A 23392-nucleotide genomic window follows, 5' to 3' on the forward strand; every position below is an offset into this window, starting at 1 on the left:
CAGTATCCCGGCCCGGTGACTTAGGGTGAAAACGTGCCCGAATCCGGTAGTGCCGATGCGCTCGAACAGGAGCTTGCCGCCGAGGCCAGCGCCGAACTCGCAGTAACCGAACTCGAGTCCGACACCGACCCCACCGGGACGCCGGCGCCGCCGCCCGATCTGACGGCGGCGGCGTTCTTCGACGTCGACAACACCCTGGTGCACGGATCGTCGCTGGTGCACTTCGCCCGTGGCCTGGCCGCCCGCAAGTACTTCACCTACCGCGACATCCTCGGCATCGTCTACGCCCAGGCCAAGTTCCAGTTCACCGGCAAGGAGAACAGCGACGACGTCGCCGAGGGCAAGCAGAAGGCCCTGGCGTTCATCGAGGGCCGCTCCACCGCCGAGCTCGTCGAGCTGGGCGAGGAGATCTACGACGAGATCATCGCCGACAAGATCTGGCCGGGAACCCGGGCGCTGGCCCAGATGCACCTGGACGCCGGGCAGCAGGTGTGGCTCGTCACCGCAACGCCCTACGAGTTGGCCGCCACGATCGCCAAGCGTCTGGGGTTGACGGGCGCGCTGGGGACGGTCGCCGAATCGGTCGACGGGGTGTTCACCGGCCGGCTGGTCGGCGACATCCTGCACGGCACCGGCAAGGCTCACGCGGTGCGGTCCCTGGCCATCCGTGAAGGGCTCAACCTGCGCCGGTGTACCGCCTACTCGGACAGCTTCAACGACGTGCCGATGCTGTCGCTGGTCGGTACCGCGGTGGCCATCAACCCCGACGCCGCGCTGCGCGATGTGGCCAGGGAACGCGGCTGGGAGATCCGCGACTTCCGCACCGCACGGAAGGCGGCCCGCATTGGGGTGCCGTCGGCGTTGGCACTCGGCGCGCTGGGCGGTGCGCTGGCCGCCGCCGCCTCCCGCCGCCACGACATTCGCTGAGCCGCCGGGCCGCGTTGGTAAGATTCCGCGTCGGGTCGCGCCACGCGGGCCCCACAGCATGCCCGTTTCGTGCGCACCGCGCACCGCAGACCGAACAGCGCAGGGAATATGAGCATCGCCGCAAACATCATCGGGACGCACTACCGGTACCCCGACTACTTCGAGGTCGGCCGGGAGAAGGTCCGTGAGTTCGCCCGCGCGGTCAAGGACGACCATCCCGCGCTCTACGACGCCGAGGCGGCCAAGGAATTCGGCCACGACTCCGTGGTGGCGTCGGTGACGTTCCTCGCGGTGGCCGGTCGACGGGTCCAGCTCGAGCTGTTCGACAAGTTCGACATCCCGATCAATCTGGAGCGCGTGCTGCACCGCGACCAGAAGCTGATCTTCCACCGGCCGATCATGGTCGGCGACAAGCTGTGGTTCGACTCCTACCTTGACTCGGTCATCGAGTCGCACGGCACGGTGATCGCCGAGGTCCGGGCCGAGGTCACCGACGACGACGGCAACCCGGTTGCCACGAGCATCGTCACCATGCTCGGTGAGGCGGCCATCGACGAGGCCGACGAGATCAGTTCGCAGATCGCCGCGGCGCGCGACGCCGCGATCGCCAAGATGGTTGCTGGGCAAAAGTCCGGCGCCTGATTTTCGTTTGCGCGAGCAGACAAAAACTGCCCACTTCCGCAAGGAAGTGGGCAGTTTTGTTACCGGTCGCGGTGAAGAGGTGAGGCGAAAAGGTCAGCCGAAGAACATGTTTCGGCGACCGGCCAGCAGTTGGTACAGCGTGTGCTGGATGGTCTCGCGGACCTGATCGGTCAGCTCGAAGGTCACCATCGGATCGTCGGCGGCGCTCTCGTCGTAGTCGGTCGTCTCGATCGGCTCACCGAACTGGATGTGCCACTTCGACGGCAACGGCACCAGGCCGAGCGGGCCGGCCAGCGGGAACAGCGGGGTCACCGGGAAGTACGGCAGACCGAGCAACCGAGCCAGCAGCTTGACGTCGGCCATCATCGGGTAGATCTCCTCCGAGCCCACGATCGAGCACGGCACGATCGGCGCTTGGGCCCGCAGAGCTGCGGAAACGAAGCCGCCGCGGCCGAACCGCTGCAGCTTGTAGCGATCCTTGAAGTTCTTGCCCAGCCCCTTGAAGCCTTCGGGGAACACGGCGGTGAGCTCGCCGTTGGCCAGCAGCCGGTGCGCGTCGGCGGTGCAGGCCATGGTGTGCCCGGCCTTGCGTGCGGCCGCACCGACCATCGGCAGATCGAACACCAGATCCGCCGCGAGCAGACGCAGATCGCGGTTGAGCGGGTGGTGGTCGTGCACCGCGACCTGGGTCATCAGCCCGTCGAAGGGCAGCACCCCGGCATGGTTGGCCACCACGAGTGCGGCGCCACTCTCGGGCAGGTTCTCGATACCGGAAACCTCGACTCGGAACCAGGACCGGAAAAACGTTCTCAGCAAAGGCAAAAAGATTGCATTGGTGATGTGTGGGTCGAACCCGAACTCGTCCACCGTGTACTCACCGGTCATCCGGGTGCGGACGAACTCCGCGACCGCCGCTATGCCCTTGACGAGTTCGCTGGGGCCTTCGTCGGCGGTGGACTGACCCGAGGCACTGCTGCGCCGCTGATCGATCTCACGCACCACCGCGGCGATCTGTTCGGCCGAGGCGCGGCTTCCCGGATCAGCGAGGACGGATGGATGTCGACGGGCGCTGTCGGACCGTGCCGCCGCCCGGCGTGCAGCAGCCGAACGGTTCGAGTTCCCATGTAGCGGAATGACTTTCGCTTTGGATTCGGCCGCCACGTCGATACCTTCTCCCACCCCGGATAGAGCCAGTACTAATATCCCAAACGCTGCGCCACCCCCACGGCGCGACTCTCCATTGAGCGTACCCATCGCGGATCGAGTATCGGTGTCAATCCACGACCACGGACGTAGTCGTCGAATGCCTCGGCGGTCGTCCACTTGGGACTGTAACCCAGATCCCTGTGCATTCGCGTAGTGTCCATGACCCTGCCGTAGCTCAGATAGTTCATCTGATCGCGGTCGAGTTCGGTGTAACGCGTTGCGCGACTGAGCGAATTGATCGCCGACAACGCCCCGCGCGGCACCGGGAGCCGAACCCGTCCCGAACGCCGGATCGCCTGGCTCATCATGATGATGCCCGAGGCGCCGATGTTGAACGTGCCACCTCTGCCGGCCATCGATGCACGTTCCAGTGCGCCGAGGGCGTCCTGTTCGTGCAGTAGTTGCAGCCGTGCGTCGTGCCCGACGACCGACGGGACCACCGGCCCGGCCAGATACCGCGAGAGTGCGGTGTCCATCGCCGGACCGATCATGTTGGCCAGCCGCAGGATCGTCAGATCGATGTCCGGACGGCGCCGGGCGAGACCGCGCGCATAGCCCTCGATGTCGATGCTGTCGCGGGCGAACCCGTCACCCGGCGGACGACGAGCACTGCTCTCCTCGCTGAACATCACCGGATCGCGCGAGCTCGCGCCGTACACCTCGGAGGTGGACTTGAGCACGACCCGGCGAACCGACGGTGCCTTCTGACAGGCGGCGAACAGCTGGATCGCGCCCATCACGTTGAGTTCCTTCAACGTGGCGCGACCCCCGGAGCGCGGAGCGTAGGACGCCGCCGCGGCATGCACGACGGTGTCCACGTTCCCGTTACGGATCACCTTGGCGATGAACGGGTTGCGGATGTCGGCGCGGACGAACTCGGCCCGCCCCATCCGCCGCATCATGTCCTTGCTCGGCACCACCGCGTCAACGGCGATGACATGCTCGATCGCCGGGTTCTGCGCCAGCCTGGCGGTCAGATAACCACCGAGGAACCGGCACGCACCCGTGACCAGAACGACTTTCGGAGAGGGAGCCGTACCGGCGGACTTTGCTCCGCCGGACGAATCCGCATCAGAAGACCCGGGGACTCCCGTCGGGCGTCCCCCCGAACGACCATCAGAATCCATCGGCTCAGCCTAGCGGCCGCAGCGGAAAGCTACTTGCCGAGTTTTCTACGCTGCACCCGGGTACGGCGAAGCAGCTTGCGGTGCTTCTTCTTCGACATACGCTTACGCCGCTTCTTGATGACTGAGCCCATAAAGTCTGGTGTCTCCGCTACTCACGCTGGATGGTTGACCCGGTCACTTTACCCGGGCCTACCACCGAAACGGAAAACGCCAGCCTGCTCACTGCGCCCAGACCGCTGCGGTGTGTGCCTATCCGGCGTCGAAGTACGAAGACTCCAGCAGATCGTGGACTGCCTTGGCGTGGACCCGGAACGATCGGCCCACTCGAACCGCAGGCAGTTCACCGTTGTGCACCAACCGGTACACCGTCATCTTCGAGACCCTCATCAAGCTCGCCACTTCGGCGACTGTCAGAAATTGAGCCCGAGGCTGACCGTCGCCAGCATCCCGCGCCGATGGCCCGTTCATAGACGTCATCGCAACCCAATCAATCAGGCACAGGCAGTTCCAGCGGCTTCCCCACCGCTGGCACCGACCCGCGCATACAAAGGGAGAATAGCGTGGCGGGTGGGGTTACTGCGACGGGTGTGGGCTAATCAGTTGGAATTAATCTAATTACTCAGATGTAATTCCGAGCTGCTCAGAGCGCGTTTTCGCGGCCAGAACGGCGTTGGAAACCGCACCACGCAGTCCCCCGCGCTCCAGTTCCCGCAGCCCAGCGGCGGTGGTGCCGGCCGGCGAGGTCACCATTGCCCGCAATCGCGCGGGCGTCGTGTCCAGCGCAGCGCCGCCGGCCGCGTTCACCTCATCGAGACGTTCGAGCAGCATTGCCGCCGAGCCCGCCATCGTCTGGACCGCCAGATCGGTGGCCACCGCGCGCGACAGACCCGATTCCACGCCCGCATCGACGAGAGCCTCGACCATCAGGAAGAAGTACGCCGGCCCCGACCCGGACACCGCAGTCACCGCGTCCAGCTGCGACTCGTTCACCGTGAGCACGCCGCCGACCGCATCGAAGATCGACGAGACCTCCTTGAGCTGCTCGGCGGTCGCAAACCGGCCCGCCGCCAGGGCGCTCACCCCACCTCCGACCACGATCGGCGAGTTCGGCATCACCCGGATCACCGGCGACCCGGCCGGCAGCTTGTTCTCGTAGTACGACGTGCTGACACCGGCCGCGATGCTGACGAACACCTGCTCGGCGGTGTCGGAATCGGCGCGAGCCGCCGCATCGGCGATCTCGTCGATCGCGCTCGCGACATCGGTCGGCTTGACCGCAATCACCACATAGGCGGCGTTGTCGGCGGCATCGGCGACAGAGGTCACCAGCACCGAGTACTTCTCCGAGAGGTACTTGGCCCGGTCCGGGTACTTCTCCGCGACCACCAGGTCCTTGACCTGCCTACCAGCCCGTAACAGCCCCGACAGCAGCGCCTCGCCCATGCTTCCGCCGCCGATGATCGCGATTCTCGACATGCGCGACAGCATCCCATGACGGGCGCACGGCCACATGGACGCCTCCGGCGTCAGGGCCGCATGATTCGCCTCCGGCGTCAGGGCCGCATGATTCGCCTCCGGCGTCAGGGCCGCATGATTCGCCTCCGGCGTCAGGGCCGCATGATTCGCCTCCGGCTCAGCCCGACGCCGGCACCATCGCCAGCTGACGCGTCTGCACGATGATCCGGCCCTCACAGTCGACGACGATGTGGTCCTCGTCGAACCAGTCCTGGCCGATCTGTACCGAGGTACACATCACGCGCAGCCATCCGTCGGCCGGTAAGGCCCGCAGATAGGCCGTCAGCTGGACCGTGGGCGCCCAACCGGTCCGTTCCACGGCGAATGTCACCGGAGCCGACACATCGCCGCACAGGAGCGCGAACAGGACGTCGGGAGCGACACCCTTCGGCCGCACCCAGTACTCGAAAACCGGCGGCCCGCCGTCGGTGCGCGGCCCCATGGTGTGCAGCGCCGGGCGGATGTCACAGCCGTGCGCCAGGTGCACGACATGCTCCATCGGATGCCCCGGCCCGATCGGCTCCAGCCCGGGCGGCGGTTCGGGCGTCATCAGCGGCACCACGGGGTTGAACGACAGCAGCGGCGGCACATGATGCTCGGGTTCGCCCAGTGTCACCGCCACCGTCACCGCCGTGCGCTCGCCCTGCCGGAGTTCCACGTCGACCAGACCGATCCGGCGGCCCCGCTTGCGGACCGTCGTCACCACCTGCATCGGACCGGGATCCGGCGCCCACAGGTAGTTTCCCGAGACCGCGAGGGGTTGCGCGGAGGTGCCCAACTCGGTGCGCGCCGCGTTGGCACACAACGCGAGCATCGCGCCGCCGTGCACCTTGGGCCCGATCGTCCAGTGTTCGTTGAGCTCACCGTGATAGACGCCGTCGCCGGCCGGCGTCAACGCCATGGCATCGGTGAACAGGGTCGAGCCAGTCATATGCAGTCCTCTGCGGGGTTCGGCGGGATCGGGTTCAGCGCAACAGGTGCGTGCGGGCGAATTGCAGCGACTCGGTCAGCAGCGCGTCGCGCTCGGCGGCCGTCTTGGCCGCCGACGTGGTGACCTCCAGGACAACGTGGCCGGCGAAATCGCTTGCCGCCAGCATCTGGCACACCTCGGCGGTCGGCTGCGTACCGCGGCCCGGAACCAGATGCTCGTCGGTGGAGGCGCCCTTCCCGTCGCACAGATGCAGGTGCACCAGGCCGTCGCCCATGCGCCGGGCCATGTCCAAGGCGTCGGTGCCTGCGGTCGCGGTGTGGCTCAGATCGAGTGTGTAGTGCGCGTGATTGCCGTCCAGCGGGTCGTAGGACGGCGCAAAGGCGGAGATGCCGGGGCCCGGCCGGCCGCCGCGCTTGCGCATCCGCTCCACGGACGTGCCACCCGCCCCGAAGAACCGATCGGCCCGGAACGGGAACATGTTCTCCACCGCCACCAGGACCTCGCTGTCGGCCTCCAGTTGGGCGACCTGGTCGCTGAACCCCTCGGCATAGCGTCGCTGCCAACGAAACGGCGGATGCACGACGACGGTCTGCGCGCCCAGTTGTTCGGCGGCCCGCACGCTGCGTTCCAGCTTCGGGATCGGGTTCGCGCCCCACACCCGCTGCGAGATCAGCAGACAGGGGGCGTGCACCGACAACACGGGCACGCCGTAATGGGCGGACATCTTCGCGACGACATCGATGTCCTGGCTCACCGATTCCGCCCACACCATCAGCTCGACACCGTCGTAACCGAGACGGGCGGCGTATTCGAACGCAGCCTCCGTCCTCAGCGGATAGACCGAGGCGGTGGACAGACCGATCTTGATGGCTGGGCGCACAACCCAATTGTGTACTGAGGCTGCTGCGCTCCTCGCGTGCGCAGGCGCTAACTCGCCTGCAGCAGCGCCAGCGGTCCAAAGGTCACCAGGGCCCCTACCGCGACCGCAGTCAGCGTGCTGCCGATGTCCTCGGTCTTGCGGACCACCCGCACGCCACCGGCCAGGCCGAGGATGACCAGCACCCCGAGCACCAGCGCGACGATGGTGTTCCACTTCCACAGCTGATCGAAAGCGACGAACAGACCGGCACCGAAGGCCACCGCGATCACGCACTGACCGACGATCCACATTCCGCGGACCAGCGGGGAGGCGGGCGGCTGGTCGTCGTCGAATTCGTCGTGCTCGTCGAAGTCACCGGCCGTACCGGTGCCCTCGGACAGCTCTCCGTCGTGTTCGAGATCGACGTCGTCGCGGCCACGGGGACGGCGGGCCTGCTCGTCGGCGACGGACCCGCCGCCGAACAACGGGCCGAGCGAAGCGTACGAACCGTCGCCGTATTCGTCGTCGTAGTCGTCACCCGCGTAGTCGTCGTAGACGGTGTCGTCGACTGCGTCCACACCGAGTTCGTGGGCGTCGGGCTCCACCAGCGCGTCATCCGACTCCGCGGCGTCGTCCGCGCCGATGTCGTAGAGCGGGTCGGGGCTCATCCGCTCAGCGCCGGTACCCGATGGTCGGTAGTCCCGTGCCGGCGCCTTGGGCTGCGCGCGCCGCGGACGTGGCCGGAATTCGATCGGCTCGGGGTCGGCGTCACGTGCCGCCAGGTGCGCGTCGTAGTCGTCCTCGGCCTCGGTGCGCACCTCTTCGGGCTCCACCGGCCTGGGCGGCTTGACCCGAGGGGCCCGAGATGGCCGGGGGCCACCGTTGCGGACCCGCGGCTCGTCCCGCGGTTGTTCGCGGGGCTCGCGTGTTTCGCGGGGTTCATCGCGGATCGGGGCCACGACGGCGGTGTCGACCAGTGGATCAGGCGCTGGAACCGACTCGTCGAGGGTTTCGGGCTCCATGTCATCGGTGATGACCGGGATCTCGCCGGTGAGTTCGGCAACCGTCACCGAGTCGCTGTTACCGCGCCGACGCCGACGGCGACCGCCGACCGGCGGTGCCCCGATCGTCCCGTTCTTTGCCAGCAACTCGGCGACCGAGATCGGTCGGGTGCCGGATGGGCTGTTCTCTGGTCCTGTCATACCTATGTTGCCTTTGGGGCTAGCTTTTCCTTAACGTCCGGCGTCCCGCGCCGACGTCTCTACCAAGGCTGTGCCGTCGGCCTCGCTGTCGAGTTTCCGCAGAATCAACCCCTCCCGCAACGCCCAGGGGCAAATGTCGACGGAATCGATCTCCAGTGCTCGCATACTAGCCTCAGCTACCAAAGCACCGGCCACGATCTGTGGTGCCCTCTCGGCACTCACCCCTTCCAGTTCGGCACGGTCAGCCGCTGTCATCCTAGAGATGAAAGCTATGAGCTGTCTTAATCCAGCCGCGGTGAGGGTCCGCTTCACCCGCGGGCCTGCGCCCGAGGGGGCCGCCCCGGTGAGTCGGGCCAGCGATCGGAAGGTCTTCGACGTCGCCACCGCGAGGTCCGGATTTCCGGACCGGCGCATGGTGGTGCCGGCGTCGGACAGCTCGGTGGCCAGCCAGTCCCGCAGCATCGCGACCCGGCGCCGCCCAGGTGGGTCTTCGGCCAACCATTCCCTGGTCAACCGGCCCGCTCCCAGTGGCAGCGAGAGCGCCACCTCCGGCTCTTCGTCGACCCCGCTGGAAAGTTCCAGCGAGCCGCCGCCGATGTCGATGTTGATGATGCGGCCCGCGCTCCAGCCGTACCAGCGGCGCACCGCCAGGAAGGTCAGGCGGGATTCGTCGACCCCGCTCAGCACGCCGAGGGAAACCCCGGTCTCGGCCCGCACCCGGGCCAGCACCTCCTCGGAGTTGGTGGCGTCGCGCACCGCAGAGGTGGCAAACGCCATCAATTCGGCACAACCCGAGCTGGTGGCAATCTTGGCGAACTCGTCGACCGTGGCCACCAGGCTGTCGGCACCCTTGCGGGTCAGTTTGCCGGAGCTGTCGATCGCCTCGGCGAGTCGCAGCGCTGCCTTGGTGGAGCTCATCGGGGTCGGGTGTCCGCCACGGCGTGCATCCACCACGAGGAGATGAACCGTGTTGCTCCCGACATCGAGCACGCCTAACCGCACTGCACCAACCTAACGGCAGCCCACCAGCGCTTCGTGGCCGGACCTCCCGCAACCCGCGAGATGCGCCCGCCGGGGCTGTGGGACTTCCGACCGTGCGTCGTGCCGCAGTTGGGAAATGCGTTCCGCCATATAGGGGTACCGTTTGCGCCGTGACAGATGTGCATCCCGGCGAAGTCGAACTCGACTTTGCCCGCGAATGGGTGGAGTTCTACGACCCGGAGGACGCGACCCATCTGATCGCGGCCGATATGACGTGGTTGCTGTCCCGCTGGACGTGTGTGTTCGGCACACCGGCCTGCAAGGGCACCGTCGAGGGCCGCCCGGACGACGGCTGCTGCTCGCATGGCGCGTTCCTTTCTGACGACGACGACCGGGCCCGGCTCGACGACGCGGTCAAACAGTTGACCGACGAGGACTGGCAGTTCCGGGACAAGGGCCTGGGCCGCAAGGGCTTCCTGGAGGACGACGAGTACGACGGCAAGCCCAACCTGCGAACCCGAAAGTACAAGGGGGCGTGCATCTTCCTGAACCGCCCGGGCTTTCCCGGCGGCATCGGATGCGCGCTGCACAGCAAGGCCCTCAAGCTCGGGGTCGAGCCGCTGACCATGAAGCCCGACGTGTGCTGGCAGTTGCCGATCCGACGCAGCCAGGAGTGGATCACCCGGCCCGACGACACTCAGATCCTGCGCACCGTGATCACCGAGTACGACCGGCGCGGCTGGGGCGAGGGCGGTGCGGACCTGCACTGGTACTGCACCGGTGACCCCGCCGCCCATGTCGGCGCCCGCCCGGTGTTCGAGTCGTACGCCCCCGAGCTCACCGCGGTGCTCGGCGAGAAGGCCTACGCCGAGTTGGCCGCGATGTGCCGGCGGCGCAGCGCCCTCGGCCTGGTCGCCGTGCATCCGGCGACCCGCGCCGCCGAGCACACCGAGTGAGAACTCAGCCCTCCAGCTTGTAGCCGAGGCCACGCACCGTGACCAGGTGCACCGGGTTGGCCGGATCGGACTCGATCTTGGACCGCAGCCGCTTGACATGCACGTCAAGGGTTTTGGTGTCACCCACGTAGTCGGCACCCCACACCCGGTCGATGAGCTGGCCACGGGTGAGCACCCGGCCACTGTTGCGCATCAGGTACTCCAGAAGGTCGAACTCCTTGAGCGGCAACGTGATCTGCTCCCCGTTGACGCTCACGACGTGTCGTTCCACATCCATCCGGACCGGGCCGGCTTCCAGCACGCCGTCACCGATCGCGCTTTCGTCGGTGTCGGAGCCGCGCCGCAGCACCGCCCGGATCCGCGCGATCAGTTCGCGGGCCGAATACGGCTTGGTGACATAGTCATCGGCACCCAACTCGAGGCCGACGACCTTGTCGATCTCACTGTCCCGTGCGGTGACCATGATCACCGGCACGCTGGACCGGGCACGCAGTTGCTTACAGACGTCGGTACCGCTCATCCCCGGCAGCATCAGGTCCAGCAGGACGATATCGGCGCCGGAGCGCTCGAACTCGGCCAGTGCAGAGGGACCATCGGCCACCACGGTGGCCTCGAAGCCTTCCTTGCGGAGCAGGAATGCCAGGGGATCGGCCAGCGACTCCTCGTCCTCAACGATCAACACGCTGGTCATCGGTCTCGCTAATCCTCTCGGTCGTCTGAGTCACCTGTGGACTCATCGGTTTCGGGATAGGCCGGAATCGACAGGGTGAATGTCGACCCGGTGCCCGGCTGACTCCACAGCCGGATGGTTCCGTTGTGGTTCGCGGCCACGTGTTTGACGATCGCCAGGCCCAGCCCGGTACCGCCGGTGGCACGCGACCGGGCCTTGTCGACCCGGAAGAACCGCTCGAAGACCCGTTCCTGATCGGCCTTGGCGATTCCGATACCGCGGTCGGTGACCGCGATCTCGACGCTGCCGCCCCGCCGGCGCCGGCTCACCGAGATGCCGGATCCGTTGGGCGAGTATGCAATTGCGTTGGACACCAGATTGGCAATGGCGGTCACGAGCAAGGTCTGGTCACCCAGTACCCGGTAGCCGGTCGCGGCGTCGGTGGTAATCGAGATGTCGGCCTTGTCGGCGGCCACCTTGTGCCGCGACAGCGCCTCGGACACCACAGTGTCGACGTCGACGGCCCCTAGATCGGGCAGTCGCTCGGCGCCCTGTAGCCGGGACAGTTCGATCAGCTCGCCCACCATGTCGGCCAGCCGCAGCGATTCGGCCACCATCTTGTCGGAGAAGCGGCGCACCATGTCCGGGTCGTCGGCGGAGGCCTGGAGCGCCTCTGCGAGCACCCGCATCGCCCCCACCGGGGTCTTGAGCTCGTGGCTGACATTGGCCACGAAGTCACGGCGCGTGGCTTCCATCCGGGCGTGCTCGGACTGGTCGTCGGCGTAGACGACCGCGAAGCGGCGATCCTCACTGCTCAGCGGCCGCACCCAGCCGCGCACCGAGATGCCCGACCGGCCCGGGTGCGGGAGCTTGCGGGGCGACAGGTCGACGTCGATGGGCTGGCCGGTGGCGAACACCTGCTCGGCCGCGCGCCATGCCCGGTCGTCGAGCAGGCGGTCGCGCACGACGCCGAGTTCGGTCGCGCGGTCGTTGGCGTAGACGACGTCGTTGAACGTGTCGACCACGACGATGCCGTTGGGTGCTGCAGACACGATGTGCTGCAGCATCTGCGACACCGTCAGGCCGGCCTGATCAGCTTCGCGCTGCTGCCGCTTGGCCACGATGCGGGGGGCGACCACGGCGGCCACCCCCGCACCGACGATCAGCGCGAGCAACGACACGACCGCCGTCAGCAGTAACGCCGACACCAAGCTCACGCGAAAATCGTACGCACACGGTGAACGTCATCCCAGCAGCGTGCGGCCAAAACGGGACAAGTCACACCGACAAATACAGGAGTTCGGCTGGCGTTAACCCTCGGTAACCTGCTGTTTGCCCGCAAGCCTGCGTGTCCAGCGAACTATTTCTTGGCGCCCTGCGCGGCGACCGCGGCGGCACCGGCAGCGGCCGCCTCGGGGTCGAGGTACTCACCGCCTGCGACCAGGGGCTTGAGGTTCTCGTCCAGGTCATAGCGCAGCGGGATGCCGGTCGGGATGTTCAGGCCGACGACGTCCTCGTCGGACATTCCGTCGAGGTACTTGACCAGCGCACGCAGCGAGTTTCCGTGGGCGGCGATCAGGACCGTCTTGCCGGCCTTGAGGTCGGGCACGATCGTCGCCTCGTAGTACGGCACAAACCGGGTCACGACGTCCTTGAGGCATTCGGTCAGCGGGCCGCCACCGATGTCGGCGTAGCGGGGATCGGCGTCCTGGCTGAACTCGCTGCCCTTCTCGATGGCCGGCGGCGGGGTGTCGTAGCTGCGCCGCCACGCCATGAACTGCTCTTCGCCGTACTTTTCCTTGGTCGCGGCCTTGTCCAGGCCCTGCAGCGCGCCGTAGTGCCGCTCGTTGAGCCGCCAGTCGCGGTGCACGGGGATCCAGTGCCGGTCGGCGGCATCCAGCGCCAGATTGGCGGTGGTGATCGCGCGACGCAGCAGCGAGGTGTAGACCACGTCGGGCAGCACGTCGTTCTCGACCAGCAGCTGGCCGCCGCGGACGGCCTCGGTGCGGCCCTTGTCGGTGAGGTCGACGTCGACCCATCCCGTGAACAGGTTCTTCTGGTTCCAGTCGCTCTCACCGTGGCGGAGCAGGATCAGCGTCGGCATGCGTGTGATCTTCTCACGAGGGCTCAGTCGTCGATCAGACGCTCTTCTATCAGATGTTCAAAGGCTTCCAGGTTCTTCAGCGACTCTCCGCGTGAAACCCGCCACTCCCACTCTTTCTGGATGGAGGAGCGGAAACCCAGTTCCAGCAAGGTGTTGAAGTCGGAGTCGACGGCCTCGAGCACCTGGCCGAGCACCCGGTCGATCTCCTCGGCGGTGACCGCATGCAGGGCCATCCGGCCGACGAGGTAGATGTCGCCGACATTGTCGAGGGTGTAGGCGACGCCGTAGAGCCTGCGGTTGCGCTTGAGCAGGAACCGGTAGACGCCTTCGAAGTTCTCGTCGGGCTTGCGGCACACGAACGCCTCGACGCGCACCGAATGCTCACCGATGCTCAGGATGGTGTTGGTCTTGAGCTTCCGTTCGCCCGGCAGCTCGACGACGATGCCGGGCAGGCCGCCGCGTGCGCCCTCGTGGCGGTGGTAGACCAGCTCGTGCTCGTCGAGGCTGTCGGTGATGATCTTTGCGACGTCGCTCATAAGGCCCGCACCCCACGGCGCAGGGCGAACCGGCGCCCCGGACGCCGGCCCGACGGCCTGCGATGCCGGGACCGGTAGTCACTCATGGCATGGGCATAGCTGTTCAGCAGGGCGTCGACGGTGTGCGCCCAGGAGAACTGTGCGGCGTGGGCCGCGGCGGCCAGGCGCAACGGACCCGGATCGCGTTGCAGCACGTCGTCGATGGCAGCCGCCCAGTCGTCGACGTCGTGTCCGTCGACCAGGGCGCCGCTGACACCGTCGGCCACCGCGACCGGCAGACCGCCGACCGCGGCCGCCACCACGGGCGTCCCGCAGGCCTGGGCCTCGATCGCGACCAGGCCGAACGACTCGGAGTAGCTGGGCACCGCGACCAGATCGGCGGCGCGATACACGTTGACCAACTGTTCGCGGGACTGCGGGGGCAGGAACGTCACGCGGTCGGTGATACCCAGTTCGTCGGCGAGACGAACCAGGGTGTCGGGCTCGGCCAGGCCACTGCCCGACGGCCCGCCGGCGACCAGCACCCGGACCCCGGGCAGTTTCGCGGCAGCCCGCAACAGCACGTCGGGCGCCTTGAGCGGCTGGATGCGGCCCACGAACGCCACCACCTGCTCGTGGGACGCAATGCCCAGGACGGCCCGTGCCGCATCGCGATCACCCGGGGTGAAGGCATCCAGGTCCACCCCCGGATGCACTACATCGATCCGTCCCGGATCGGCGTGGTGCAGCGAAACCAGCTGCTGTGCTTCATGTTCGGTGTTGACGATGAGTCGGTCGGCCTCGTCGACCACCTGCTGCTCCCCCACTGCGCGCAGCGGCGGCTCGGGCGAATCACCGGCGGCCAGTGAGGCGTTCTTCACCGCGGCCAGGGTGTGCGCGGTGTGCACCAGCGGCACCGCCCAGCGGTCCCGGGCCAGCCAGCCGACCTGACCGGACAGCCAGTAGTGCGAGTGGACGACGTCGTAATAGCCGGGCTCGTGTGTCGCCTCGGCGCGCAGCACCCCCGCGGTGAACGCGCACAGCTGCGTGGGCAGGTCGTACTTGTCCAGGCCCTCGAACGGCCCGGCCACCACAGTGCGCACCAACACCCCCGGCGCCACCGGCACCACCGGGGCATCCGACGAGGAGGTGGCCCTGGTGAAAACCTCCACCTCGACGCCACGACGGGCCAACTGCAACGCAGTCTGCAGCACGTAGACATTCATCCCGCCGGCATCACCGGTGCCCGGCTGCGCCAGCGGCGAAGTGTGTACGGAAATCACCGCAACGCGGCGGGGAAGCTCGAGGTCTGACGCTAGACGCACACCTCTATGTCTACACCGCGGCTATGCCGGCCCCACTCGCCGACCGGCGGGTTTGGGCACGCCGCATGGCGCCGATCGGATCCGCGTAGAGACCGCCCAGCGAAACGATGCCGGCACTGGCCTCCTGGACCCGGTTACCGAAGGCCGTCAGCCGGATGTCACGGGGCCCCAGCACGGAGCGGCGCGTGACGGCGTCCTCCACGACGGGCATGCCTTCGGGGTATTCGGTGAAGGCCTGGCCCCCGAGCACCAGATCGTCGGGATTGAGCAGATCGCGCAGGAGCGCGACGGCCTCGCCGAGCACGCGGGCCCGGTCGGCCAGCAGCTCGACCGCCTTCTCGTTACCCTGCCGGGCCGCGCGAAGCACCGCGGGCAGCGTCGAGGAGGGACCTTCAGCCGGGATGATCCGCAGTTTGCGGGCCGCGTTGAGCACCGCCTCGTCACTTACCGTGGTCTCCAATTGCCCTGAGCCGCCCAGCAATTCGGATTGCGCAGGCAGACCGGCGATGGTGCCGGGACCGCTGGCCGGAGAGTGCACCCGGCCGTCGATCGAGAGCGCATAGCCGACGGTTTCGCGGGCATAGACATAGAGGCTGGTCCGGGCCGGAGCGCCGGCGGCTTCCGGGGATGAGCGGCGTCCCCCCAGCAGCAGTTCGGCACCGGCCATCGCATCGACATGCGAGGCCACCGACACGGGCAGCGCAAGCGCTTCGGCAAGCACCGGGCCCACCGGGGCATCGGCCCAGCCCAGCCGCGGGTGATCGAGGTATCCGGTGGCGCTGTCGACGACGCCACCGGCGGCGACGCCGACCCACAGCGGGCGACGACGGTGCCAGCGGCTCAGGTACCGGCGGGCGCTGGCAGCCAAGGTGGCCAATGCTGCGGACTGGGGCCCCGACGGGGTCGGCGTCTCGACCACGTCGAGCGTGCGGCCGAACAGGTCGGTGGCCACGATGCTGGTGGTGCGCGCACCGATGTGGATGCCGAGCGTGAGGTAGGGCTCGTGATTGACCTCGACGGGCACCCGGGGCCGCCCGATGGCCCCGGAGACCGCGAGATCGGCACGCTCACGCAGGATTCCGGCGTCGAGCAGCGCGGTGACCTGACGGTTGACGGTCGCGATGCTCAACTGCGTGAGCTGCGCGATGGCATCCCGGGCGATGGGCCCGCGGGTGCGGACGGCGCTGAAGACCGAGGCCGCGGCGGCGTCAGGCACCTTCAGCGACGGGGCGACGATGTGCAGCAGCCGCGACTGCGGGTAGCGCGAGGCGGCGGACAGCGACCGAGCGGTCCGCGTGGCGGCGCCGTTCGAAGAGACGGCAGCGGAACGGGCAGAAGAGCGGCGGGGAGCGGCGATGGCGGTGGTCACGTGAATGGTCCTTACTGATTGTCGACTGGTGGGTTGAAGACCACACCTGGCGACTCAGCAGGACGTGAAAAGGTGTCCGGGTTCAGTCAGGCGCGGCGGGGTGCGCAACAACAACACGCACGCCGCACGAAGCGGGACTGGAGGTTTCCGGACACACGAAGAACTTAGCACGCCATCTAATGTTGGTCATGTGACGACATCACAGTCAGAAAAAAGGGTCGCAGTGGTCACCGGCGCCAGCGCGGGGATCGGTGCGGCAACCGCCAGATCCCTTGCCGCCCTGGGCTTTCACGTGGTTTGCGCGGCCCGTCGGGCCGATCGGATCCAGGCGCTGGCCGACGAGATCGGCGGTACCGCGATTGTGGCGGACGTCACCGACCAGGCCTCCGTCGACGCCTTGGCGGCCCAGTTGGACCGGGTGGATGTGCTGGTGAACAACGCCGGCGGGGCCCGCGGGCTGGAGCCGGTGGCCGACGCCGAGATCGACCACTGGCGCTGGATGTGGGAGTCCAATGTGCTGGGCACCCTGCGCGTCACCCGCGCGCTGCTGCCCAAGCTCATCGACTCCGGCGACGGGCTGATCATCACCGTCACCTCGATCGCCGCCGTCGAGATCTATGACAACGGGGCGGGCTACACCTCAGCCAAGCACGCCCAGGGCGTCCTGCACCGCACCCTGCGCAGCGAATTGCTCGGAAAACCCGTGCGGCTCACCGAAGTTGCGCCCGGGATGGTGCAGACCGACTTCTCGCTGAACCGCTTTGACGGAGACGAGGAGCGAGCCGAGAAGGTCTATGAGGGGGTTACCCCGCTGGTGGCCGAGGACATCGCCGAGGTGATCGGTTTCGTCGCCTCACGCCCGTCTCACGTCGACCTCGACCTGATCGTGGTCAGGCCGCGTGACCAGGTCAGCGGGGCCCCCGGGTCGCGCTTCAACCGGAGGTTGAACGACTAGCGCAGTAACCGGAGGTTGAACGACTAGCGGTAACCGCGCCTGACAACCGCGAAAGCATCAACCGCCCGGCGTAGGCTTCGGCGGCGTTGTTGTCGTCGGGGTACCGGACAGGGTGGGCGCGTCGGTCGGCGTCGCCGGCGCGCTGGCCGGCAGATTTGACGGCGAATCCTCCGAGGACAGCGCGGACATGGACTTCCACTCGTTCCAGTCCACCGCCCAGTCCCAGAGGTCGCCGTCGGCGTAGGACAACTGGATCCGGGTCCCGGTCACCTCGACCGGGTCGCCGTACATCGCGCTGTTGAAGTACTGCTGCGAGTTCTCCAGGTTCAGGTTGATGCAACCGTTGGTCACGTTGGTGTTGCCCTGCGAACCAATGCTGTTCGGGTTGCAGTGGATGAACTCGCCGTTGTTGGAGATCCGCACCGCGAAGCGTTCGTGCACATTGCTGTATCCGGCGGCCGGGTTGGTCATCCAGAAGTCCTCGTACTTCTCGGTGACCACGTGGATGCCGCTACGCGTGACGTTGCGGTCCAGGTCGCCCTCGCCGTAGCTGCACGGGAAGTCCATGATCACCGCGCCGGATCCGTCGAGCACCTGGATGCGGTGGCTGGAGGCCTCGGCCTTGACGACCTGGCGGCGGCCGATCTCGATGTCGAGCGTCGAGTCCGCCGCACCGTAGGCGCCGTCACCGAAGCTGACGCCGTACAGCGGTGCCTTGACGCTGACCTTGGTTCCGGCCGGGTAGTACTCCCTGGTGCGCCAGTGCACGCGCGAGCCCCCGGCCTCGTCGGGCAGCCATGCCCAGCTGCCCTCGACGGGCGGGGTGGTGGTGACCTGAAGAGCTTTTTCGACGGTCGCCCGGTACTTGTCGTCGATCGCGGCGTCGAACTGCAGGATGATCGGCGCGGCCACGCCGACGACCTGGCCGTCGGCGAGCTGGAACTGGCCGTTGACCTGTTTCTGCGGGGCGACGGTGGAGAACTTGCCCTGCACGGATTCGGACTTGCCGTCCTGCCCCACCACGGCACCCGCCCACGTGTAGGTGGATTCGTAGCCGAGGGGTTCGGTGACAGTGAACGCGGTGCGGTCGCTGTTGAATTTGCCAGCGACGACCTTGCCGTTGGCGTTGGTCAGGCTGACGCGCTGGAACACGCCGTTCTCGACCTTGACGCCGACCGGCGCCGTCGGCAGCACGTCATCGGAGTCGGCGGCAGGCTCGTAGGTCACCGTCGGCGCCACCGGCCCGGCTGCCTCAGGTGCCGAGACGGGCGACTTTCCCGAGCAGGCAGCCAGCAGTCCGGCTCCCATTCCGACGGTCAACACCGTCAGGGCACGCCGCCGATTGAACAACGGCGCATCCGCCTCTATATCACCGCCAGGGCTCACGTGGATCTAGGGTACTGATAGATCGCACCCAATCAGAATCGGTTCTGGGTGCAGCGTGATCCCGAAGCGGTCCAAAACACCCGCCTGCACCGCTCTGGCCAGGGCAATCACATCGGCAGTGTTCGCCTCGCCACGATTAGTCAGAGCCAGGGCATGCTTGGTGGAAAGCCGCGCCGGAGCGCCTTCACCGGGGTAGCCCTTACCGAAGCCGGCGTGCTCGACGAGCCAGCCCGCCGCGAGCTTGACCCCGTCGGGTGCCGGGTAATGCGGCACCGCCCCGGCCGCTCCGTCCTGGCCTGCCTCGAACGTGGCCTGCACCCGCTCGAACTCGGCCTGCGACACCACGGGGTTGGTGAAGAAAGACCCGACGCTCCAGGTGTCGTGGTCATCGGCGTCGAGCACCATCCCTTTGCCGGCACGCAACTGCAGCACAGTCTGGCGAACACGCGTCGGGTCGGCCCGCTCCCCGGGTTCGACCCCAAGCGCGGTGGCCAGTTCGCGGTACCGCAGCGGTGCGCTGCGCCCCGTCGGATCGAGGGCGAACTCGACTTCGAGCACGATGACGGCATCGGAGTGTTTGAGGATGCTGGTGCGGTAGCCGAACTTGAGTTCTTCCGGTGCGGCCCAACGGACTTCACCCGTGCGCCGGTCGAGCAACCGCACCCGGCTGATGGTGTCGGCGACCTCGGCGCCATAGGCACCCACGTTCTGCACCGGGGTGGCCCCGGTCGAACCCGGTATCCCGGACAGGCATTCGAGGCCGCCCAGCCCATGATTGAGGGAGGACACGACGACGTCGTCGAACACGGCGCCGGCCTCGGCGCGCACCAGGTTGCCCTCGACGGTGATCGCGGTGTTGGCCACCCGCACCACGGTGAGATCGGGCATCGTCTCGGAGAGATCGTCGGCCAGCACCACGTTGGATCCGCCGGCCAGCACCAGGATCGGGTCGGCGACCGCGCGCAGCACATCGATCAGCTGATCGGTGCTGGTGCAGGTCAGCACTCTGCGAGCCACCGGACCGACGCGCAGCGTGGTCAGCGGGGCCAGCGCAACCGACTCGGCGACCGCGACCCCGGCAACATACGAACTGACCACGGGCCGTAACGGTAGCCTGACCAGCTATGCCGCGATCATTCGACATGGCCACCGATTACGAAGCCGGCGTCGAACAGGTCCACCGGGCATTCGCTGACGAACAGTATTGGTTGGCCCGGCTGGCCGATTCGGGGGCCGACGAAGCCACTCTGGACGCCCTGACCGTGTCCGACGACGGCGAGATCAAAGCGGTCACCACGCAGATCCTGCACGCAAACCGGCTGCCCGGGCTGGTGTCACAGTTTCACCGCGGCGATCTGAAGATCCGCCGCGAGGAGCACTGGCAACCGATGCGTGACGGCGCGTCCCGCGGCACGGTCCAGGGCTCCATCTCAGGAGCACCGGTGTCGCTGTCCGGGTCCGCGACACTCACTGGGACCGACGGCGGGTGCCGCTTGTCGGTGCACATCACGGTCGAGGTGAGGGTGCCGCTGGTCGGCGGCAAGATCGAGAGTTTCATCGGTTCGCAGCTGGTCGACCTGTTGACCGCCGAGCAACGGTTCACCTCGGGGTGGATCACCGATCACAGCTGAATCCGGCGGTACGGTCGGTAGCCATGAGCCGAAGCCGGCAGTCGACGTTGAGTTTCGACGCACCCGCCGAGACGATGTACGCCGTGTTCGCGGACGGCGATTACTGGCAGGCCCTAATGGACCGATACGACGACCTCACGCCCGGGAAATCCGACATCACGGCGTTCAGCTCCGACGGGAGCGGGATCGAGGTCGAGTTCCGGCAGGTGCTGCCGCGCGAGGAATTGCCCGCCCTCCTGCGATCGGTGATACCGCTCGACATGGCCATCACCCGCAGGCAGATTTTCGGTCCCTTCGACCCGCAGGGCGTGAAAGGCCATTACGCCGCGTCGGTTTCACACGTCCCGGGCCGGCTCGACGGCCGCTATGTGCTCACCGGGGCGTCGGCGGGCAGCCGGCTCGAGGTCGACAGCATTTGCAAGGTGCCGATGCCCCTGGTCGGCGGCAAGCTCGAAGACATGGTCCTGCAGTCCGTCAACGAGGTTTTCACCATCGAGGGGGCGTTCACCGCTGAGTGGATCGCCGAGCACGTCTAGACCCGTCGGCGCGGTCACCCGGGGCACCACCGGATACAACCGGCTGCGCCGCAGTGACCGTTGGCTGGTGCACTCGCCGCGGGTACGCAGTGTGCTGCGGGCCGCGACCGATCCGCTGGTGGTCGATCTCGGGTACGGCGCGCTGCCGGTGACCACGCTCGAACTGGCCGCGCGACTGCAGTCGGTGCGTCCCGACGTGCGGGTCGTCGGCCTGGAGATCCACCCGGAACGGGTGGCCACCGCCCGCGCGATGTCCGAGGCCAGCGACGTTCACTTCGCCCTCGGCGGGTTCGAGTTGGCCGGGCTGCGACCGGTGCTGGTGCGGGCGTTCAACGTGCTGCGTCAGTATCCGGTCGAGGCGGTGCCGGATGCCTGGGCGACGATGTCGCGCCGGCTCGCGCCCGGTGGGCTGATCGTCGACGGGACCTGCGACGAGCTGGGCCGCCGATGCTGCTGGGTGCTGTTGGACGCGGACGGGCCGGTGACCCTGACCCTGGCGTGTGACCCGTTCAGCATCGAGCGGCCGTCGGATCTGGCCGAACGGCTGCCCAAGGTGCTGATCCACCACAACGTCGAAGGTCAGCCGATCCACGCGCTGCTAGGCGCCGCCGACCGGGCGTGGGCCAGCGCGGCCGGGCACGGCGTGTTCGGACCGCGGGTGCGCTGGCGGGCCATGGTGGAGCTGTTGCGCACCGAGGGATGGCCGGTCGCCGCGCCGCGCCGCCGGTTGCGCGACGGAGTGCTCACCGTCCCGTGGGGCGCCGTGGCGCCAGCCACAAATTAGGCACCGTGGCGCCAGCCACAAATTAGGCACCGTGGCGCCACTAAACTGATCCGCATGCGAATTGCCCTGGCGCAGATCGCCACCGACACGGACCCGTCGTCGAATCTCGCACTGGTCGACGAGTACACCCACCGCGCCGCCGCGGACGGCGCCCGGTTGGTGTTGTTCCCCGAGGCCACGATGTGCCGCTTCGGGGTGCCGCTGGGCCCTGTCGCCGAGAACCTCGACGGACCGTGGGCGACGGCGGTACGCGAGATCGCCGCGCGGGCCGGGGTGGTCGTGGTGGCCGGGATGTTCGTCCCCAGTGACGACGGTCGGGTCACCAACACCCTGATCGCGACGGGCCCCGGCGTCGATGCGCACTACGACAAGATCCACCTGTACGACGCCTTCGGGTTCGCCGAATCACGCACTGTGGCACCGGGTTTCGATCCGGTGACCATCACGGTCGACGGGGTCACGGTCGGCCTGAGCACCTGCTACGACATCCGGTTCCCCGAGCTCTATGTGGAGCTGGCCCGTCGCGGCGCCCAGCTGATCACCGTGCATGCCTCATGGGGGTCCGGGCCCGGCAAGCTGGAGCAGTGGACCCTGTTGGCCCGGGCCCGGGCGCTGGACACCACCGGCTTCATCGCCGCGGTGGACCAGGCGTATCCGGGCGACGAGATCGCCAAAGTCGGCCCGACGGGCGTCGGTGGCAGTGTGGTCGCCTCCCCCACCGGTGAGGTTCTCGCCGTGGCCGGGGCCGAGCGGGAGTTGCTGGTTTTCGACGTCGACCTCGACGCCGTCAACCAGGTCCGGGACACCATCGCGGTGCTGCAGAACCGCTCACAGTTCGCTCAGTTCGGTAAGGCACAATCGCTGGGGTGACCGATCCCTGGGCTCGCCCAACCGACCAGTCCCCGCCATCGCCTACCCAGGAGCTGCCTCCTCAGCCCCCGACGGCTCAGCCGGGTCAGGTCGACGAACCGGCACCTGCAGCTCCCCAGCCGCAGGGCCCGGAGAGCCCCTCGGCACTGGCGAAGATCAAGAAGCTGCTGTCAGATCCGTTGTCGGTGGTACTGGTCTTCGTGATCGTGGTGGCTCTGGTCGCCGCCGGCGTGCTCGGCGGTGAGCTGTACGCCCGCAGCCGGGCCGACAAGATCGTCGCCTCGATCGTCGAATGCATCGTGCAGGACGGCGCGAAGGCCTCGTTCGACCCGCTGCCGCCGTTCCTGATGCAGCACGTGAGCGGCCATTACACCAACATCAACATCGAGACCGCGGGCAACCAGATCCGCGAGGCCAAGGGCATGCAGGTCAAGCTCGGCATCGAGGACGTGCGCATCCAGGAGACCGCCGATTCCAGCGGCACCGTCGGATCGCTGGTCGCCGACATCACCTGGGGCACCGACGGCATCCGCCAGACGGTGGCCGACATGGTCCAGCTGCCGTTCATCGGCTCGGCCATCTCGGATGTGAAGACCAACCCTTCGAACGGGACGATCGAGCTCAAGGGCCTGCTCGGCACCATCACCGCCAAGCCCACGGTGGTCAACAAGGGCATCTCGATGCAGATCGTCGACCTGAGCGCGATCGGACTGTCGTGGCCGCGCGAGACGCTGCAACCCATCCTGGACAAGTTCACCGGCCAGCTGACCGAGAACTATCCGATGGGAATTCACGCCGACAGCGTGCAGGTCACCGACAGCGGCGTGGTGGCGAAGTTTTCGACCAAGAACGCGTCGATGCCGAAACCCGCCGACGATCCCTGCTTCGACAAGCTCTGAGT

26 protein-coding genes are annotated in these 23392 nt (G+C 67.6%); 9 read left to right on the top strand and 17 right to left on the bottom strand.

What is annotated here, in order from left to right; genetic code table 11:
* Positions 1-33: 33 nt before the first annotated feature.
* Both AC4ELS_RS13045 and AC4ELS_RS13050 read left to right on the top strand, forming a co-directional pair.
* Positions 34-927, top strand: coding sequence for an HAD family hydrolase (locus AC4ELS_RS13045; protein WP_064882274.1), 894 nt, complete (start codon positions 34-36; stop codon positions 925-927).
* A gap of 108 nt (positions 928-1035) precedes the next feature.
* On the top strand, positions 1036-1569 hold the full coding sequence (locus AC4ELS_RS13050; protein ID WP_064882272.1) for an FAS1-like dehydratase domain-containing protein: 534 nt from the start codon (positions 1036-1038) through the stop codon (positions 1567-1569).
* A gap of 93 nt (positions 1570-1662) precedes the next feature.
* Here the strand turns inward: AC4ELS_RS13050 and AC4ELS_RS13055 are convergent, their stop codons facing one another.
* From AC4ELS_RS13055 to AC4ELS_RS13095, 9 genes are all read right to left on the bottom strand, one after another.
* A complete protein-coding gene (locus tag AC4ELS_RS13055; protein WP_498886221.1) occupies positions 1663-2736 on the bottom strand; it encodes a lysophospholipid acyltransferase family protein in 1074 nt (357 codons plus the stop codon).
* Between the two features lie 29 nt (positions 2737-2765).
* Positions 2766-3902, bottom strand: coding sequence for an SDR family oxidoreductase (locus tag AC4ELS_RS13060; RefSeq protein ID WP_082941663.1), 1137 nt, complete (start codon positions 3900-3902; stop codon positions 2766-2768).
* Between the two features lie 29 nt (positions 3903-3931).
* Entirely contained in the window at positions 3932-4033 is a 102-nt protein-coding gene (locus AC4ELS_RS13065; RefSeq protein ID WP_003402602.1) for a 30S ribosomal protein bS22, read from the bottom strand.
* Between the two features lie 118 nt (positions 4034-4151).
* Complete coding sequence (locus AC4ELS_RS13070) at positions 4152-4379, bottom strand: cell division/environmental response transcriptional regulator (RefSeq protein ID WP_003882954.1); 228 nt, start codon at positions 4377-4379, stop codon at positions 4152-4154.
* A 138-nt stretch (positions 4380-4517) separates the two neighbouring features.
* Positions 4518-5378: a pyrroline-5-carboxylate reductase gene (proC, locus tag AC4ELS_RS13075; RefSeq protein WP_110777207.1), complete on the bottom strand. Its 861-nt coding sequence runs from the start codon at positions 5376-5378 to the stop codon at positions 4518-4520.
* A 157-nt stretch (positions 5379-5535) separates the two neighbouring features.
* Positions 5536-6348 (bottom strand): thioesterase family protein, encoded by an 813-nt coding sequence (locus tag AC4ELS_RS13080; protein ID WP_064882269.1) that lies wholly within the window; start codon positions 6346-6348, stop codon positions 5536-5538.
* A gap of 34 nt (positions 6349-6382) precedes the next feature.
* Positions 6383-7228 carry a sugar phosphate isomerase/epimerase family protein gene (locus AC4ELS_RS13085; RefSeq protein WP_064882267.1) on the bottom strand — a complete coding sequence of 282 codons (846 nt, stop codon included), beginning with the start codon at positions 7226-7228 and terminating at the stop codon, positions 6383-6385.
* 47 nt (positions 7229-7275) lie between these two features.
* A complete protein-coding gene (locus AC4ELS_RS13090; RefSeq protein WP_499047674.1) occupies positions 7276-8409 on the bottom strand; it encodes an Rv0497 family membrane protein in 1134 nt (377 codons plus the stop codon).
* Between the two features lie 30 nt (positions 8410-8439).
* Positions 8440-9411 (bottom strand): Ppx/GppA family phosphatase, encoded by a 972-nt coding sequence (locus AC4ELS_RS13095; RefSeq protein ID WP_064882264.1) that lies wholly within the window; start codon positions 9409-9411, stop codon positions 8440-8442.
* Between the two features lie 149 nt (positions 9412-9560).
* Here AC4ELS_RS13095 and AC4ELS_RS13100 point away from each other — a divergent pair, with 149 nt between their 5' ends.
* Positions 9561-10346 carry a DUF3109 family protein gene (locus AC4ELS_RS13100; RefSeq protein WP_448443802.1) on the top strand — a complete coding sequence of 262 codons (786 nt, stop codon included), beginning with the start codon at positions 9561-9563 and terminating at the stop codon, positions 10344-10346.
* Between the two features lie 4 nt (positions 10347-10350).
* On the opposite strand, the gene regX is transcribed toward AC4ELS_RS13100, so the two are convergent.
* From regX to AC4ELS_RS13130, 6 genes are all read right to left on the bottom strand, one after another.
* Positions 10351-11037: a two-component sensory transduction protein RegX gene (gene regX, locus AC4ELS_RS13105; protein WP_448443804.1), complete on the bottom strand. Its 687-nt coding sequence runs from the start codon at positions 11035-11037 to the stop codon at positions 10351-10353.
* 8 nt (positions 11038-11045) lie between these two features.
* Complete coding sequence (locus tag AC4ELS_RS13110; protein ID WP_064957086.1) at positions 11046-12233, bottom strand: sensor histidine kinase; 1188 nt, start codon at positions 12231-12233, stop codon at positions 11046-11048.
* Between the two features lie 143 nt (positions 12234-12376).
* Positions 12377-13120: a phosphoglyceromutase gene (locus tag AC4ELS_RS13115; protein ID WP_064882256.1), complete on the bottom strand. Its 744-nt coding sequence runs from the start codon at positions 13118-13120 to the stop codon at positions 12377-12379.
* 23 nt (positions 13121-13143) lie between these two features.
* On the bottom strand, positions 13144-13656 hold the full coding sequence (locus AC4ELS_RS13120) for a type III secretion system chaperone family protein (protein ID WP_499047676.1): 513 nt from the start codon (positions 13654-13656) through the stop codon (positions 13144-13146).
* On the bottom strand, positions 13653-14960 hold the full coding sequence (mshA, locus tag AC4ELS_RS13125) for a D-inositol-3-phosphate glycosyltransferase (protein WP_499047678.1): 1308 nt from the start codon (positions 14958-14960) through the stop codon (positions 13653-13655). The genes AC4ELS_RS13120 and mshA overlap by 4 nt, the downstream gene beginning before the upstream one ends.
* Positions 14961-14970: 10 nt before the next feature.
* Positions 14971-16329, bottom strand: coding sequence for an ROK family protein (locus AC4ELS_RS13130; RefSeq protein ID WP_448443809.1), 1359 nt, complete (start codon positions 16327-16329; stop codon positions 14971-14973).
* Positions 16330-16519: 190 nt separating this feature from the next.
* Between AC4ELS_RS13130 and AC4ELS_RS13135 the strand changes: the two genes are divergently transcribed.
* The gene (locus AC4ELS_RS13135; RefSeq protein WP_064882250.1) at positions 16520-17284 is read left to right on the top strand and encodes an SDR family oxidoreductase; all 765 of its coding nucleotides are present in this window, start codon (positions 16520-16522) and stop codon (positions 17282-17284) included.
* Between the two features lie 57 nt (positions 17285-17341).
* Here AC4ELS_RS13135 and AC4ELS_RS13140 read toward each other — a convergent pair whose 3' ends face one another.
* A complete protein-coding gene (locus AC4ELS_RS13140) occupies positions 17342-18670 on the bottom strand; it encodes a L,D-transpeptidase (RefSeq protein ID WP_064957090.1) in 1329 nt (442 codons plus the stop codon).
* Between the two features lie 6 nt (positions 18671-18676).
* The gene (locus AC4ELS_RS13145; protein WP_448443812.1) at positions 18677-19768 is read right to left on the bottom strand and encodes a UDP-N-acetylmuramate dehydrogenase; all 1092 of its coding nucleotides are present in this window, start codon (positions 19766-19768) and stop codon (positions 18677-18679) included.
* 26 nt (positions 19769-19794) lie between these two features.
* Here AC4ELS_RS13145 and AC4ELS_RS13150 point away from each other — a divergent pair, with 26 nt between their 5' ends.
* The 5 genes from AC4ELS_RS13150 to AC4ELS_RS13170 are packed head-to-tail and all read left to right on the top strand — an operon-like array spanning position 19795 to position 23390.
* A complete protein-coding gene (locus AC4ELS_RS13150; protein WP_448443814.1) occupies positions 19795-20301 on the top strand; it encodes a DUF2505 domain-containing protein in 507 nt (168 codons plus the stop codon).
* Between the two features lie 23 nt (positions 20302-20324).
* Complete coding sequence (locus AC4ELS_RS13155) at positions 20325-20837, top strand: DUF2505 domain-containing protein (protein WP_064882333.1); 513 nt, start codon at positions 20325-20327, stop codon at positions 20835-20837.
* Positions 20812-21621 (top strand): class I SAM-dependent methyltransferase, encoded by an 810-nt coding sequence (locus tag AC4ELS_RS13160; protein WP_448444185.1) that lies wholly within the window; start codon positions 20812-20814, stop codon positions 21619-21621. Before AC4ELS_RS13155 ends, AC4ELS_RS13160 begins: the two co-directional genes overlap by 26 nt.
* A gap of 54 nt (positions 21622-21675) precedes the next feature.
* Positions 21676-22491 (top strand): carbon-nitrogen hydrolase family protein, encoded by an 816-nt coding sequence (locus tag AC4ELS_RS13165; protein ID WP_499047682.1) that lies wholly within the window; start codon positions 21676-21678, stop codon positions 22489-22491.
* Complete coding sequence (locus AC4ELS_RS13170) at positions 22488-23390, top strand: LmeA family phospholipid-binding protein (protein ID WP_064957094.1); 903 nt, start codon at positions 22488-22490, stop codon at positions 23388-23390. Before AC4ELS_RS13165 ends, AC4ELS_RS13170 begins: the two co-directional genes overlap by 4 nt.
* Positions 23391-23392 lie beyond the last annotated feature (2 nt).

It is taken from the genome of Mycobacterium shunyiense (assembly GCF_058270035.1).